The following is a 15308-nucleotide window of genomic DNA, read 5'->3' as shown; positions in this document are numbered from 1 at the left end:
AGACATTCCCGGCGACCTGACGGATAAGAACGTCAGTCAACATGCCGTCGTTTTGTACCCCCGAGTAAATAGAAAGCGACCGGTTCGCTCATCATCCATACCGTACCGGACAAACGCCTTGCAGTTGGTATGAGAGTGAGGGCTGCGCGGCCTTCTTAATGGATCCCGGTCTAAATCTCACCCGTCGGTTGCCTCCGACTCCGATTTATTGAATCGCGGCCGTTTCGGACATAGGCGGACGAACCATCCGTGATGTCACTTCCGTCAACCGAGCCAACAAGTGATGCCCCCTGACAATATTTACGCGCTGACTATGCACTGGGGCCGAGTCACCACCGGGTGACTGTCTAAGAGAAGAAAGGGCTGGCCGGTAGACCTTTCCACGCAATGGAGGTGTTGGAAAATACGCCTTGTGGCCGCTGTGCATGGGGCATTTTCGGATTCGCCGGACTCGTTGATTATTGGTCTGGCAACCCGCGTACGGTCGCCACTCCTTTCGTTTAGGAGCGTTGCATGGCGACTCCATCAATCAAGGAGGGTGCGCCATGAAAAAACTCCCCTATCCCCTTAATCCCCCTTCACCACCCTCCCCTCACTAAACACCATGACCACCAGCCAGCCCTTCGAAATCGAAGGTACTCACCGCCACGCGCCACACGCCGCTAGCCGAAAGCTGGACGCGGAACACATAAGGCGCCGTAACTTTGCTGAATCCTAGCTTCCAATCTTAATCATTCTCAACACTTAAACTAGCAAGTTAGCCAACTAACTAATTTCAAACATCCACTTGAATAGCTCATCATCCGCTTGGCTATCGCTTTAACGATTAACCTAAAAAGTATTTCGCTTTCACATATATTTTACATTCCCCTACATATGATAATGTCATTACGACATCAACGCTATTCCAACCAGAATCAAAGGGGTGTGTATGGCAGGTGTAATGGCATCCGTTAACAGCCGTACACAACTGGTCGGTCAGAACAGACTGGAATTATTGCTATTCCGCTTTAACGACCAACAGCTGTATGGCATTAACGTCTTTAAAGTCAGAGAAGTTATTCGCTGCCCCAAGCTATCTCTACTACCAAAGTCTAATAACAACATTTGTGGCGTTGCGAATATCCGTGGTGCTTGCATCCCCATTCTAGACCTTGCAATGGCTACCGGGCTGCCCGGCATCACAGATAAAGAAAGCGCTTTTATCATACTTACGGAGTACAACAACCGAGTTCAAGGTTTCTTGGTGTATGCAGTTGAACACATCGTTAACTTGAACTGGGAAGACATTCATCCGCCTCCCAAGGGCAGCGGTGACAACAATTACCTGACGGCGGTTACCCGTACCGATGATCGTCTGGTTGAAATCATCGATGTAGAAAAGGTGCTGACGGAAATCTCGCCCTCGTCCGAAGAAATCTCCATCGGCGTGGTGGATGACGCGGTCAATCAACAGGCTCGACACCTGCGAGTGCTGACCGTGGATGACTCGATGGTTGCGCGTAAACAGGTGACCCGCTGCCTGGAGACAGTGGGTGTCGAGGTCGTCGCCTTGAACGATGGTCGCCAGGCGCTGGATTACCTTCGGGCCATGCTTGACGAGGGGCGCAACCCGGATGAGGAGTTTCTGATGATGATTTCAGATATCGAAATGCCGGAAATGGACGGTTATACGCTGACCGCCGAAATCCGCAGCGACCCACGCATGGCCAAGTTGCATATCGTGCTGCACACGTCCCTATCGGGCGGTTTCAACCAGGCCATGGTCAAGAAAGTCGGGGCCGATGACTTCCTCGCGAAGTTTCGCCCGGATGACCTGGCAGGTCGTGTAGTCGCACGTATCAAGGCCGTGAGCCCTACCTGAAAGGCAAAACGACACTGCTCAAGCCAAGGAGGCTGATGAACAACGTATAAAAAGACCATCAACAGAGGGCATACCATGTTGAAGTGCAATGAACTCGATCTTCAGGCGCCTGATGGCGAGGCAAAGCCATTCTGGCGGGGCGGTGAGCCGTCGCAGGTGCCGTGCGCCTTGGGCTGCGGCGCTCAACCGGCCGCTACGGCCCCAGCGGCTGCGCCAGGCGTCCCAGCCATCCCCACATCCATGCAAAACGAATTAGTCGCCGCACAGGAAATCTGTAGTCGCGCTAAAACCGCCGTTGTCGAGATGTTCGGCCATGCCCGCATGGGCCGGGCCCTGGAGCTTGAGCACATCAGTGCATTGGTGGACGACATTTCGAGCTCTATCGCCCGCCACCCTAATGCCTTTATCAGCCTGGCACGCCTGAAAAGTATCGACGACTACACCTACATGCATTCAGTCGCCGTGTGTGCGTTGATGATTGCCCTCGGCAATCAATTGGGCCTCTCTACCGCACTGATTCGTCGCGTCGGCATGGCCGGGCTGTTGCACGACATCGGCAAAATGGCCATACCGGGCGCCATTCTCAACAAGCCTGGCCGGTTGAGCACTGACGAATTGCAGTTGGTGCGTACCCATCCACTGGAAGGGGAAAAAACCCTGCAAGCGACCTCGCAGATGTGCGAAATGGTCGTGGATGTGTGCCTGCATCACCACGAAAAAGTCGACGGCACCGGCTACCCCCATCAGTTGGTAGGGGACCAGATCAGTCTGGTGGCTCGAATGGCTGCGGTGTGCGATGTCTACGACGCAATCACCTCGGACCGCTCCTACAACCAAGGCTGGGACCCCGCCGTCGCCATCCAGCAAATGTCCACATGGGAAGGGCATTTTGATGACGAGGTATTCCGCGCGTTTTTAAAGTCCGTGGGTATTTACCCGGTCGGTTCTATCGTTCAATTGAAAAGTGGCAGTATCGGTGTAGTGATAGAACAACATCCCGAGTCGTTACTGACACCAAAAATCAAAGTGTTCTTTCTGCCCGTTCTAAATATTTATGTAACGCCGAAAATAATAGACCTGAGTGATCCCGAACAACCCGACCGAATTGTCGCGCGGGTACCGCCCCAGCGTTACGGTTTTAAAAACACCGAACGTTTATGGCTCGACGAAGAGATGCCCAAAGAGCATTAAGTAACTCCAAGCGCTGTACAGCATGCCATGCCTAAGCAGCCAATGATAAAACACCGTGCCTTGTGCAAAAGAAGTACCGAAATGTCGACATTCGATGATGTTGGCGACTATTAGCATGGGCAGGAAATATCATGAAATTCAACTCATTGCAGACTCGAATTTGCTTCACCGCCGGACTCTGCCTGTTTATCTCGTGTGCGAGCCTGGTCTCATATGGCCTTTATTCTTCAAGCGCCAATCAAGCGTATGTCGGCACTGAAGTTTCAACCCTGATTGAAAGCGCTACTATCCGCGAAGTGCAAAACCTGGCTGAGTCGCGTGCCAATGCCATCCAGGCAAAACTGCAGAACGCCTTGGACTCGGCACGCACAATGGCCAATACGCTGGGAGCGAGTAAAAGTGCGCAGAGCCCACTGACCCTCAGTCGTGAGCAGATCAATACGATGCTGCTCAGCGTGCTCAAGGACAACCCCGACTTCAACGGCACGTATTCATGCTGGGAACCGGATGCGCTGGACGGCCAGGACCAAGCCTTTCGTATCAATGAGGGCGGTAACAACCCGTTGACGGGTCGCTTCACCCCCTATTGGACACGCAGTTCAGATGGCCATATCGCCGTGCAACCGCTAGTTGAGTACGACTCCGATGCCCGCCACCCCAATGGCGTGTTGAAGGGCGGCTGGTACTCAGGCCCACGGGACACCCAGAAAGAAAGCGTGCTGGACCCACTTCCCTACGTGGTGCAAGGCAAAAATGTGTGGCTGACCACGCTATCGGTACCTATCACTGCCAATGGCAAGTTCTACGGCGTGGTCGGGGCTGACTTCGATATCTCGTTTATCCAGAAACTCAGCGAGCAAATGTCCGCAGATCTGTATGGCGGCAAAGGCTCCGTGTCGATCCTGAGCAATCAAGGGCTCGTGGTGGCTGACAGTAAACGCCCGGAATTCATTGGCCAGTCACTGAAAGGCTTGTTGCCAGGCACTTGGGAAAAGGTGTTGGCGAATGTGCAAAAAGGCCAGGGAGACAGCCGGCTCAATCAGGACTCCCAGGAAATCGAAGTACAGATGCCGATCAATCTGGGGCGCACCGGCAAGCCGTGGGCGATTTTGATCCACCTGCCCAAGGCGGTGGTCATGAGCCAGGCCTTGGCCCTGGAGCAGGAACTGCAGTCACGCGGCGTCAAGAGCAGCATCTGGCAGGTCTCGGTCGGCGTAGGTGTCTCCTTGCTGGCATTGCTGGCGCTGTGGTTTGCCACAGCGAAAATCGTCGGCCCGATTCGTGAAGCTGCCGCTCTGGCCGCGAATATCAGCCTGGGTGATTTCTCTCGCCGGCTGGTGCAGAAATCTGATGACGAAGTCGGCCAATTGTCCTTTGCCTTGAACGATATGTCGGAAAGCCTGCAACGCCAGGTGCGTGTGGCCGAGCGTATTTCCGAAGGGGACCTGGATTTGGAAGTACGCCTGTCCTCCCCCAACGACACCCTCGGCAAATCGTTGGAAAAAATGGTCGGTAACCTGAACACCCTCATTTCCCAAGTGCAGGCCAGCGCCACGCAAATCACCGGCAGTTCCGCGCAGGTCACCGAGTTGAGCCAGTCGCTTTCCGACGGCGCGTCCAATTCTGCATCGTCCATCACCGAAATCAGTGCCGTGATGACCCAGATGGCAGCGCAGACTACCGACAACGCCGCCAATGCGAAGAAGGCAGACGAGCAATCCCAAGCCTCGCGCGCCGACGCCGGGGAAAGTGACAAGTTGATGAGTGAATTGATCGCGGCCATGGCGGAAATCGACAATTCGGGCAAAGACATCACCGCGATTATCACCACCATCGACAACATCGCCGCTCAAACCAACCTGCTGGCGTTGAACGCAGCGATCGAGGCCGCACGTGCCGGAGAACTGGGGCGTGGTTTTGCGGTGGTCGCCGACGAAGTCAGAAGCCTCGCCGCCCGCAGCGCCGAAGCCGCCCAGCAAACCGCCGCGCTGATTGCCGACTCCTCGACCAAAACGCAACGCGGCATGATCATCGCCGGCCGCACCGCCGACTCGTTGAGAAATATCGTCACCGGCACCAGCACGGTTTCCAGCCTGGTGTCGTTGATCTACCAAGCCTCCAGCGAACAGGCTTCCGGCCTGCAACAGGCGAGCATCGGCCTGGAGCAGATCGACGAAGTCACCCAGCAGAATCAGGCAAACTCCCAGCAATGCGCAGTGGCGGCCAAGAACCTGTCGGAACGGGCCAACTCCATGCAACAGGGCCTGAGTCGCTTCAAAGTCAAAGCCTCGTAATGCCTCACGCGAAGCCAGGGGGTCGTCAACCTCCTGGCCCAGCGACATAACCCACGCCCATTCATGAAATATTAAGAATCATCTCCCTATACTCATCGATTGTGAGCCGTTCCCTCAAACGATCCCCCGTCTCTCGGTAGCCAGACTCCATGACGCGTCCCGCTCCTCTGCTGCTCCTGCTTGCTGGTCTGCTGTTCTTCTTGGCCCTGGGTAACCATGAACTGCAAGGCTCCACCGAGGCCCGTGTCTCGGGCATTGCCATGGCCATGCACTTGGACAATGACTGGGTCGTACCGCAACTGTTTCGTGAGCCCTTCCTGGAAAAGCCGCCCCTGAGCCTGTGGCTGGACGCCGGAGCGATTCGCCTGTTTGGCGGCACACCTGGGGCGGTACGGCTGGCTTCGGCATTTGCCGGTCTGTTCAGCGTGATGCTGCTCTACGGAATGCTGCGCAGGTTCGGACGCCCAAAGACACTGGCGTTTTGCGCAGCGCTGATCCTGGCGACCATGGCCAGTTACTGGGGCAATGTGCGCGGCGTGGGTGAAGATTCACTGCTCAGCCTAGGGGTGACCACCGCGCTGCTGGCGTTCTACCAAGCCGTGCGACCCGGACGTGAGGGTTCCAGTGCGTGGGCATGGATGCTGTTTACCGCCGGCATGGTGATCGCCACCCTGAGCAAAGGCGTGCTGGGCCTCGCGTTGCCGGGCATCGTGATCTTTGTGTACCTGACCAGCATCAGCCTGATGGACAAGCGCCTGCGTATCGGCGAGTGGCTCAAACCGGGCGTGTTCACCGTGCTGGCGTTGGTGCCGTTGATGATCTGGCTGGGCTTCCTGTTCCAGCGCGGCGGGATGCAGGCCGTGGGCGAAGTGCTGTGGACCAACAGCGTCGGGCGGTTCAGCGGGTCGTTCGTCGAGGCTGGGCATTACGAGCCGTTTTACTACTACTTCGCGAAGCTGCCGCAAGCGTTCCTGCCCTGGAATATCCTCGTGTACCTGGGCCTGTGGCACTTTCGAAAAAGCCTGGTGCGCGATCGCTACCGCCTGTTTTTCAGTGTCTGGCTGGTGGCGCAGTTCACTCTGCTGACTCTGGCGTCCAGCAAGCGCACCGTTTACCTGATGGCACTCACGCCAGCCGCCGCCGTGCTCGCAGCAGAATATGCAGGTGTGCTGTTGGAATGGCTCAAGGTGCGCAAGCCGGCGCTGTACCGCTACCACCGGGGGGTGATCATCGGCGTGTTCAGCCTGGCAATGGTCAGCTACCTGACGGCTGCGTTCTGGTTCGCACCCAAAGCAGACAAGCGCGAGTCTTTCGTACCCGTGATCAGTCAGGCCAGGGCGTTTCAAACTGAAGGTAAGAATGTGGTGATGTTCCAGCCCAATGAGCGCATCGCCGGGGCGAGCGTGTTCTATCTGCAGGCCTACTTGCCGATCCTGCAGACCGAAGCTGAATTACACAGTTTTCTGACGGCCAAGCCCGGCAACATTGCATTGCTGGACAACACCCGCCAACTGAGCGGGAAGATCACCGTGATCAAGGAGATGAAGATCGGTCGCCAGCCTTACTACTTCATCGAGCAGTAAGGCCAGCGCACCCAGGGCATCAGTGCTTGGTGAGCTTGTCTAAGTAGCCCATGGCAAAGGCCGAGACTACGAAGGTCATGTGGATGATCACGTACCACATCAGGTGCTGGGGATCGACGTTCTTGGCGTCCATGAAGATGCGCAGCAGGTGGATCGAGGAAATCGCCACGATGGACGCCGCCACTTTCATCTTCAGCGACGAAGAGTCCATGGTGCCCAGCCAGTTGAGCTTTTCCTTGTTTTCATCGATATCCAGCTGCGACACGAAGTTCTCGTAGCCGGAAATCATCACCATCACCAGCAAGCCACCCACCAGCGCCATGTCGATCAACGACAGCAGCAGCAGGATCACTTCCGCTTCCAGCATGGTGAAAATGTTGGGAATCACGTGAATGATTTCCTGGAAGAATTTCAGCGCCAGGATCAATAAACCCAGGGATAACCCCAGGTAGATCGGCGCCAGCAGCCAGCGTGAAGCGTACATAGTGTTTTCGATAAAGCGTTCCATGGGGTCTCACACAGCTTGGCTAAAAATGGCGGCGAGTATACCAGCCGCTACAAGACACCTGTAAGCGCGAGAAAACTGACCCAGGCGGCATCTGTAAGAGAATTTTTCTGCTAGTGTCGAGCCCATCTCAACTCGGCTCGATGACGTCGGACAGGAAAAACTCAGATGATGGATGTGCGATCCCCTTTGGCCAGCATTGGCCTGTGCGCGGCATTGCTGCTGGCCAGCGGCTGCTCCCCCAGCGACGAGCAGAAGCAGACGACCCTCGAAGAGAAAACCGCCAAATTCGAACAGTCCCTCGACAGCATCCAAGACCCCAAACTGCGTGACGCCGTCGCCGACCTCGGCGGTTCGCTGCTATTGCTGGAACGGGCGCGGGTCAAGCTGGCCACCAAGCCCATCGAGGCCGAGTACGGCGAAGACAACCTGGCCCTGCTCAAGCACTACCCCACGCCCCAGGCGCTGGTGGATACCTATATCAATGGCCTGTTCGTACTGCGCAAGACTTCACACTCCGACTACCTGACGGATTTGCAGCCGGTCTTCCCGTTCAGTTTCAACATGCCCGACCAATTCCCCTTCCCCCATGGCCTGGAATGGCAGTCGGTCACCTTGAGCAACAACAAAGTCATCCCCTTCCAGCCGGAATGGTCGGAGACAGACCCCGGCATTCAGTTAAGCCCCAGCAGCTCCAACCTGACCAACCCCGATGACCTGACGGTGACCTACCCCTTCATCGACGGCATCGAGACGGAAAACAAGAGCCAACCCCAGCCTGTCACCCTAAAAGGCGCGGTCGAAGTCATCGCGCCGGGCAAGGTGCTAACGTTCGACCTGTCGAAAAAGGACGTGGGTCACAAACGCACTGAGGGCAATATCACCCTCAATTTGCTGCTGCTGGAGAAGAACTACGCCGAAATCGAGCTGACCAACAGCGGGCCACTGGCCCCGCAAGTCGGCGACGAGTCGCCAAACCCTCTGCTGGTGCAGGCGCGCGACACTACCGGGCAATTCCTCACACGCTCAGGTTCGATCAACGAAAGTGCCGCGCAAGTGGCGTTCTACGAGAAACAGTTGGCCGAGATGCAAAAGCAGAAGGCCTGGTCGGAGGGATTCGAAAAACAACTGACGGATGAACAGAAAGCTTTCGAGCATAAGCAGGGCAGTCATTACGCCAAGGTGTATTTCAACGGCCTGATCGATACCCTGCAGGTCAACGTGATGGACTTTTCCACGGCGTCCGTTACCCGCAAGGACCTCGACTTGCCGGTGTTGCGCTTCGACAAAAACAGCCTGGAAAAGACCGTACAAGCCTTGCCGATGCCGGTCACCGTGTACGACGACAGCGCTGCCAGCTGGCTCAAAGACTCGGCAATGACCGAAGAACAACTGAAAAACAGCGTCAGCATCAGCCAGTCTGTCGAAGACGCCAGTGCCGCGCATATCGTGTTCGACCACCCGTTCACCTTTAATGACGACCTGGTCGGTGCAGAGCGCAACAGCAGCGAATCGCCGATTACCTTTTTTACGGCGGACGAAAAAGGTGAGCGCGGCGACCCCATTGAGCTGCCGACCGAAGCGTTCGAGCTGAATCCGGCCCGTGGCACTCTCACCTACGACCTCACCCTGTTCCCGGAAAACCCGGCGTTTGTGGTGGGCTCAATCCCGCTGTTTTTGGCGACTATCGAGAAAGGTGAGTTAGACGTGGCCAAGCTGCCCAAGGGCTTGTCGCTCAAGGACAATGCGCTGATCGTCGATCAGAAAGAATTCCCGGCCGACAGCTGGCGCTTCTACGCCAAGGACGCCAGTGGCCAGTACCTCAAGGAAATCCTTGGGGTGAGCCACCGCGCCGAGGAATACGGCACGGCGATGTTTGACGTGCATTATTTCTACGGCCGACCGACTGCACTGGAAAGCTACCAGCGCACCGACCTGAACACCGTGCAGTACGGCTTCGAGGTCAAACTGGACAAGCCCGACAGCAAGTGACCGCCACTACAGCGCAAGCGGCTCATGGTTGCCATTGAGCTGCCGCAGATGGGCTTGCATATGCAGGCACCAGATCTGTGGGTCGCCCGCCACTTCATAGCCGTGCATGGTCAGGCTATCCACAATCGATTCCAGGATGGTTTGCGCCGCAAAAGGCCCATGAAACGGGCCTTGGGACTTGATGGTGGACGGCTGTTCACCGGACATTCCGGCGGCAAATAACAAGGTCCACATCCCGTTATCCCCCGCGAGAGGGCGAATGGAGCATTCGATACGGGTGACCAGGCCAAAGCACTGGCGGGTAAGGCAAAGGTTGCGCGGCATGGCGGCGACCCTCGGCAGATCGGTGTTCAGCCCGGCCTGGGGCAAGGCTGTTTCTATCCAGCGACTCCTGTGAATATCCCTAAAGCAGAGAATAGAAGAAAAACCCGACAAACCAAGGCCGTAGGGACCAACGGACATTAGCCCCTCAGAAGAAAGTCAATTTAGTGACGCAAGCAGTTCCAAATGTGGAAGGGGGCTTGCCCCCGATGCAGTGTGTCAGTCGACATCTACATGACTGACCTATCGCAATCGGGAACAAGCCCCTCCCACATGTTTGACCCGGCCTGGCCTCAGAACTCAGGTGGGCTTGGCTTCGGCCAGCGCCTGCTGCGCCAACTCCTTCTCCGCCTCTTTCAAGTCTTCCTCGCTGATCATCTCGGCAATCGCACGCAAACGCTCGACCACTCGCGCATTGACGGTCCCTTCCGGGAACTGCCCTTCGGCGTCCGGCTCACCCGCGTCTTCACCCACCAACAGGCTCAACGCCTCATCCGCCTGGCGCACCGCGTAGATATGGAACTGCCCGGCGCGCACAGCCTGCAAGACCTTCTCATCAAGCATCAACGTGGCCACGTTGGCCTGAGGAATGATCGCCCCTTGCTCACCGGTCAAACCGCGCGCTTCACAGAGACGGAAGAAGCCTTCAATCTTCTCGTTGACCCCACCTACCGCCTGCACTTCACCAAACTGGTTGATCGAACCGGTGATGGCAAAACATTGCTTGAGCGGGGTTTTCGACAGGGCCGAGATCAAGGTGCACGCCTCGCCCAGGGACGCACTGTCGCCATCCACATAACCGTAGGATTGCTCCAGCGCGATGCTCGCCGAAATCGCCAGCGGGAATTCCTGGGCATAACGGCTGCCCAGGTAACCCGTGAGGATCATAACGCCCTTGGAGTGAATCGGCTGACCGAGGTTAACCTCACGTTCGATGTCGACAATGCCGCTGCCGCCCGGGTACACCGTGGCGGAAATCCGCGCCGGTACGCCGAATGCCGAGTCACCGACTTCCAGCACCGTCAGCCCGTTGCACTTGCCCACGGCCGCACCGGCGGTGTCGATCAGGATCACCCCGGCGAGCATGTCGTCGAGGATCCGTGCCGACACGCGGCCGGTACGGGTGGCCTTGGCTTTGAGGGCGCGCTCGATATGGCCGGCATCGGTCATCTCATCACCGGCCAGGTGGCGGATAAAGTCCGCCTCGCTCACCAGTTGAAACAAGTCACCAATACGCGCCGACAAACGGCCCTGATGCTCCGCCAGCCGCGCGCTGTAAGTCGCCAGCCGCGCCACCGCGTCCGAGGTCAACGGCGCCATGCCCTCTTCCGAGGTCCGGGTTTTGAGCAACTGGGCGAACTGCTCCAGGCTTTCGTCGACCATCGGGATGTCTTCGTCGAAATCCACCAGCACCCGGAACATCTCCTGGAAGTCCGGGTCGGCGTCCTGCAACGCGTAGTAAAGCTGGCGCGAACCGATAATGATCACCTTGACCTGCAACGGAATCATTTGCGGGTTGAGGGTCACGGTAGCCAGACGGCCCAGCTCGCCCAGAGGCGATTCCATCTTCAACTTGCGCGATTGCAGGGAGCGCTTGAGGGCGTCCCACACGAACGGCTCGCTGAGCATTTTTTCGGCTTCGAGGATCAGGAACCCGCCATTGGCACGGTGCAAGGCACCCGGTCGCAGTTGGCGATAGGTGGTGTAGAGCGCGCCCTGGTCGGTGCTGTACTCGATACGGCCAAACAGGTTGTCGTACGTCGGGTGCGGTTCAAACACCACTGGGGCGCCGCCGTTGACCGGGTGCCCAACCACCAGGCTCGGGCAGTATTGCTCTTCGAGCAGCTTGCGGGCCTGGGCGTCGGTCTTGGCGTCGTCGACCAATTGCTCGACCACAGTTTTCAGCAGGTAGACCTGCATCGCCTGCAAGTAACCGCAGACAGCTGCGTTCTCGGCGTATTTTTCCGACAGTGGCGCAAGCAAAGGTTGCAGGGCCAAGGTGATGGTTTCTTCGTTGAACTGGCGCAGTTGGTTGTTGGACTCACGCTTCCACTGCGGCAGGCTGGCCAACTCCTCGTTGAGGCGCTCTTCCAGCTCGGAAATATCTGTGTGGAAACGCTCGCGATCTACTTCCGGCAGTTGCGAAAACTCGGCTTCGTCCAGCGCCTTACCGTCGAGCATCGGCGTGAACGCGATGTTGGAACTGTCGCGGTACAGCGCCACGTCCTTTTCCAAAGCCAGGCGTTCGATCACATCGAGGGCCTTGTCGTAACGCTGGTTGAACGCGCGGTCGATGGCGCTTTTGCGCTGTTGATAAGTCGGGTGCTCAAAGACCGCCGGGAAGGTGGCCACCAGGTTGTCGACCAAGCCGTTGATATCGGCAATGAACGCCGCCGCAGCACCGCCTGGCAGTTCCAGGGCGCGTGGTTCGCGGGGTTCATCGAAATTATTCACATAGACCCAGTCCGCCGGGGTCTGCAGGCGCTTGCCTTCGGCCTTCAGGTAGCGTTTGACGAACGAGAAGCGACCGGTGCCCGGCTCGCCCATGACAAACACGTTGTAACCGGGGCGTGGCATGGCCACACCGAACTGCAACGCTTCAACTGCGCGTTCCTGGCCAAGCACACCGCGAAAGGGCTCCAAATCATTGGTGGTCGAGAAGCTGAACTGTTCAGCGGAAAAAGGACGAGTCAGCGCTTCGGGCGCTAGACGCAGGCTGGCAGCAACAGGATCAGGCATCGGGCTTCCTTACATCAGGCGGGGCAGATGACGGCATTCTGGCTCCCCGTTGCGCGCTCTGGCAAGGCGAGCCTTTGTGAAAGCGTAGACACCGAATGAGTCCTACAAAAAAATCGCGACATCTCTGATTGTTTTATAAAAACACACGGAACCCTTGGAACGTGCCTAAACTCCAAACTGCGCGGGTTGGACTAATAACCGATCCCTAGGGCGCTATGAAGTGCCTGAACCCTTGTCCATTGGTTTGCACACAAAGAGAACAAAGCTATGAAACGGATCCTTCTCGGTACTCTCTTCACCGTCGTCTCCCTCAATGCAATGGCTGAAGCACCAGGTGGCCCGAACTGCGGTTGGGGCAACATGTTGTTCGAAGGCCAGCGCGGCACTCCGGCTCACTTCCTGGCTTCCACCACCAACGGTACTTCGGGTAACGCCACCTTCGGCATGACCTCGGGCACCAACGGTTGCAGCACCAACAGCGCGCTGACCTACGGCGGCAAGTCCTGGATTGCCATGAATGGCATGATGAACGAGCTGTCCGAAGACATGGCCAAGGGTAATGGCGAAGCACTGACCACTTACGCGGTGGTACTGGGCGTTGCTCCGGAAGATCGCGAACACTTCGCTGCAGTGGCTCACGAACACTTCCAGCAAATCTTCAGCAAGGCCGATGTGACCGCTGAAGACGTACACAACAACACTCTGGCTGTACTGAAAGGCGATGCCCGTCTGGCGAAATACGCTACCCAGGCTTAAGCTCGACCTGCCCGCGCCTCCCCAGGCGCGGGTTTTATTTTTGGACCTGCTTCCCCTTTGGGTCTCTCTAATTTCCGACTTAAGTTGCCCCTATGCTCAAACGCTTTGCCTGGATGGCACTCCTCGCCTGCGCCCCGCTGTACGCGGCACCGCACCTTGATGATCAACGTTTGCAGCAATTGGCCAACGATCCGTTCTGGCTTTCGCTGGGCCATTACGAAGCCGGCAAAATCAGTGGCTGGCGCAGTTATGTCAGCGAGCAGAAATTTTTCCTCGCCCCCGATGGTGCCCACCACCCGGATGCCGAACTCAAGGCCACCGTTGAAGCACTCTATGCTCCGGCCAGCCTGGGTGAAAAACACGCCCAATGCGTCTACCCCGCACGTACCCGCTGGTTAAAGGATCAGTTGCACCTGACTGACCTGCCCGCCGTGGACTGCACCGAATTCAAGCAATGGTTCAAGGACGTCTCGCCCCATAGCGCGGTGATGATCTTCCCGGCGGCCTACCTAAACAGCCCGTCCTCGATGTTCGGCCACACCCTGCTGCGTATCGACCAGGCCGACGTGCAGAGCAACAAGACCGCGCTGCTCAGCTACGCGATCAACTTCGGCGCCTATATAGAAGGCTCGGACAACAGCATTCTCTACGCCTGGAAAGGCCTGATGGGCGGCTACCCCGGTCTGTTCGCGCTGGTGCCTTACCAGGAAAAACTCTCCGAGTACCGCAGCCTCGAAAACCGCGACCTGTGGGAATATCGCCTTAACCTCACCCAGGTCGAGACCGAGCGCATGGTCGAGCACGTGTGGGAGCTCAAGCAGATCCAGTTCGACTATTTCTTCTTCGACGAAAACTGCTCCTATCGCCTGCTGGAACTGCTGCAAGTGGCCCGCCCCGGCCTGCGCCTGACCGAGCAATTCCCGCTGACCGCCATTCCTACCGACACCGTCAAGGCAGTGAAGGACGCGGGCCTGGTCGAGAAGATCGACTACCGACCGTCCCGCGAGCGCGAGTTGCTGGAGCGCGCAAAGCCGCTGGACAGCGACGAGCAGCAATGGGTACTCAAGGTCAGCGATGACCAGCAGCAACTACAAGAGCCTGCTTTTAAAGCATTACCCCGCGAGCGTCAGGCCCTGATCATCGACGCCGCCTATCGCCTGGGCCGCTACCGTGCCAATGGCCTTGAACGGGACACCGCACGCTCCCAACGCAGCTTCGAACTGCTGCGCGCGATCAACCAGAACCCCGCGCCCGATCTAAAGATCACGCCTCCCGGCCTGCCGGAAAACGGCCATGAGTCGCGTACCTGGCAAGCTGGCATCGGCACCCGGGGCGACAAAGCCTTCGGTGAATACGGCCTGCGCATGGCCTACCACGACCTCAACGACAACGCCGAAGGCTTCCCCCTCGGCGCCCAGATTGAAATCCTGCAAATGAAACTGCGCCAGTACGAAGGTAACCACTGGCAATTGCAGCAACTGGACCTGGCTACCATCCGCTCCCTGACCCCACGCAACGCCCTGCTGCAACCCTGGTCCTGGCAAGTCACCGGTGGCCTGGAACGCGTGCCGGGCAAACACGACGACGAAACCCTGGTCGCCCACGTCAACGGCGGTGCCGGCGGCACCTGGCAACTACGCGACGACATGCTCGGCTTCGCCCTCGGCACCGTGCGCGTGGAACACAACAACGACTTCAACGAAGCCATCTCCCCCGCAGCCGGCTTCAACACCGGCGTGCTGTGGAAAAACCCGCTGGGCAACTTGAGCCTGGAAGCCAAGGGCGATTTCTTCACCAATGGTGAAGTGCGGCGCAGCATCAGCCTCAACCAACAGTGGGAACTGTCCCGTAACCTGGGCCTGCGCCTGAGCGCACAGCGCGAGTACAGCCACCTGTCGACGCCAGTGAATGAAGTGATGCTTGAAGTGAAGTGGTATCACTACTGACCAAAGCCTGGTGAAAATCAAAAATGTGGGAGCGGGCTTGCCCCCGATGGCGGTGTTTCAGTTAAGCATTGACTGACACTCTGCTATCGGGCGCAAGCCACCTCCCATATTTTGTTA

Annotated in this window: 10 protein-coding genes and 1 pseudogene; 8 read left to right on the top strand and 3 right to left on the bottom strand. The window is 57.6% G+C overall.

Features of this window, described 5'->3' with window-relative positions:
- Nucleotides 1-931: 931 nt before the first annotated feature.
- The 5 genes and pseudogenes from CKW32_RS24980 (at nucleotide 932) to CKW32_RS24965 (ending at nucleotide 6932) form a co-directional block, all read left to right on the top strand.
- Nucleotides 932-1864 (top strand): chemotaxis protein CheV, encoded by a 933-nt coding sequence (locus CKW32_RS24980; RefSeq protein ID WP_032884688.1) that lies wholly within the window; start codon nucleotides 932-934, stop codon nucleotides 1862-1864.
- A 75-nt stretch (nucleotides 1865-1939) separates the two neighbouring features.
- Nucleotides 1940-3055, top strand: a complete 1116-nt coding sequence (locus CKW32_RS24975; RefSeq protein ID WP_095186249.1) for an HD-GYP domain-containing protein — start codon at nucleotides 1940-1942, stop codon at nucleotides 3053-3055.
- Between the two features lie 131 nt (nucleotides 3056-3186).
- Nucleotides 3187-4449, top strand: a pseudogene (locus CKW32_RS28945) (HAMP domain-containing protein); the annotation flags it as partial.
- A complete protein-coding gene (locus CKW32_RS28940; protein WP_371260674.1) occupies nucleotides 4444-5349 on the top strand; it encodes a methyl-accepting chemotaxis protein in 906 nt (301 codons plus the stop codon). The pseudogene CKW32_RS28945 and the gene CKW32_RS28940, both read left to right, overlap by 6 nt.
- A gap of 149 nt (nucleotides 5350-5498) precedes the next feature.
- Nucleotides 5499-6932, top strand: a complete 1434-nt coding sequence (locus tag CKW32_RS24965) for a glycosyltransferase family 39 protein (RefSeq protein WP_095186247.1) — start codon at nucleotides 5499-5501, stop codon at nucleotides 6930-6932.
- A gap of 19 nt (nucleotides 6933-6951) precedes the next feature.
- Here the strand turns inward: CKW32_RS24965 and CKW32_RS24960 are convergent, their stop codons facing one another.
- Complete coding sequence (locus tag CKW32_RS24960) at nucleotides 6952-7440, bottom strand: TIGR00645 family protein (RefSeq protein ID WP_005791582.1); 489 nt, start codon at nucleotides 7438-7440, stop codon at nucleotides 6952-6954.
- 165 nt (nucleotides 7441-7605) lie between these two features.
- On the opposite strand from CKW32_RS24960, the gene CKW32_RS24955 reads away from it, so the two are divergent.
- Nucleotides 7606-9429: a hypothetical protein gene (locus tag CKW32_RS24955; RefSeq protein WP_095186246.1), complete on the top strand. Its 1824-nt coding sequence runs from the start codon at nucleotides 7606-7608 to the stop codon at nucleotides 9427-9429.
- 6 nt (nucleotides 9430-9435) lie between these two features.
- Here CKW32_RS24955 and CKW32_RS24950 read toward each other — a convergent pair whose 3' ends face one another.
- Nucleotides 9436-9753: a hypothetical protein gene (locus CKW32_RS24950; protein ID WP_032884774.1), complete on the bottom strand. Its 318-nt coding sequence runs from the start codon at nucleotides 9751-9753 to the stop codon at nucleotides 9436-9438.
- 297 nt (nucleotides 9754-10050) lie between these two features.
- Nucleotides 10051-12489: a Lon protease family protein gene (locus CKW32_RS24945; RefSeq protein WP_032884683.1), complete on the bottom strand. Its 2439-nt coding sequence runs from the start codon at nucleotides 12487-12489 to the stop codon at nucleotides 10051-10053.
- 267 nt (nucleotides 12490-12756) lie between these two features.
- Between CKW32_RS24945 and CKW32_RS24940 the strand changes: the two genes are divergently transcribed.
- On the top strand, nucleotides 12757-13245 hold the full coding sequence (locus CKW32_RS24940) for a DUF3015 domain-containing protein (RefSeq protein ID WP_027605327.1): 489 nt from the start codon (nucleotides 12757-12759) through the stop codon (nucleotides 13243-13245).
- A gap of 92 nt (nucleotides 13246-13337) precedes the next feature.
- The gene (locus CKW32_RS24935) at nucleotides 13338-15191 is read left to right on the top strand and encodes a DUF4105 domain-containing protein (RefSeq protein WP_095186245.1); all 1854 of its coding nucleotides are present in this window, start codon (nucleotides 13338-13340) and stop codon (nucleotides 15189-15191) included.
- Nucleotides 15192-15308: the final 117 nt, after the last annotated feature.

The sequence above is a fragment of the Pseudomonas sp. Irchel 3H9 genome (assembly GCF_900187495.1).
Taxonomy (GTDB): Bacteria; Pseudomonadota; Gammaproteobacteria; order Pseudomonadales; family Pseudomonadaceae; genus Aquipseudomonas; species Aquipseudomonas sivasensis.
This window is presented reverse-complemented; position numbering and strand designations above follow the sequence as displayed.

What these genes read in the sequence shown, in the direction of transcription:
- CKW32_RS24980 (WP_032884688.1), top strand. Translation starts at nt 932, where the DNA reads ATGGCAGGTGTAATGGCATCCGTTAACAGCCGTACACAACTGGTCGGT.
- CKW32_RS24975 (WP_095186249.1), top strand. Translation starts at nt 1,940, where the DNA reads ATGTTGAAGTGCAATGAACTCGATCTTCAGGCGCCTGATGGCGAGGCA.
- CKW32_RS28940 (WP_371260674.1), top strand. Translation starts at nt 4,444, where the DNA reads ATGTCGGAAAGCCTGCAACGCCAGGTGCGTGTGGCCGAGCGTATTTCC.
- CKW32_RS24965 (WP_095186247.1), top strand. Translation starts at nt 5,499, where the DNA reads ATGACGCGTCCCGCTCCTCTGCTGCTCCTGCTTGCTGGTCTGCTGTTC.
- CKW32_RS24960 (WP_005791582.1), bottom strand. Translation starts at nt 7,440, where the DNA reads ATGGAACGCTTTATCGAAAACACTATGTACGCTTCACGCTGGCTGCTG.
- CKW32_RS24955 (WP_095186246.1), top strand. Translation starts at nt 7,606, where the DNA reads ATGATGGATGTGCGATCCCCTTTGGCCAGCATTGGCCTGTGCGCGGCA.
- CKW32_RS24950 (WP_032884774.1), bottom strand. Translation starts at nt 9,753, where the DNA reads ATGCCGCGCAACCTTTGCCTTACCCGCCAGTGCTTTGGCCTGGTCACC.
- CKW32_RS24945 (WP_032884683.1), bottom strand. Translation starts at nt 12,489, where the DNA reads ATGCCTGATCCTGTTGCTGCCAGCCTGCGTCTAGCGCCCGAAGCGCTG.
- CKW32_RS24940 (WP_027605327.1), top strand. Translation starts at nt 12,757, where the DNA reads ATGAAACGGATCCTTCTCGGTACTCTCTTCACCGTCGTCTCCCTCAAT.
- CKW32_RS24935 (WP_095186245.1), top strand. Translation starts at nt 13,338, where the DNA reads ATGCTCAAACGCTTTGCCTGGATGGCACTCCTCGCCTGCGCCCCGCTG.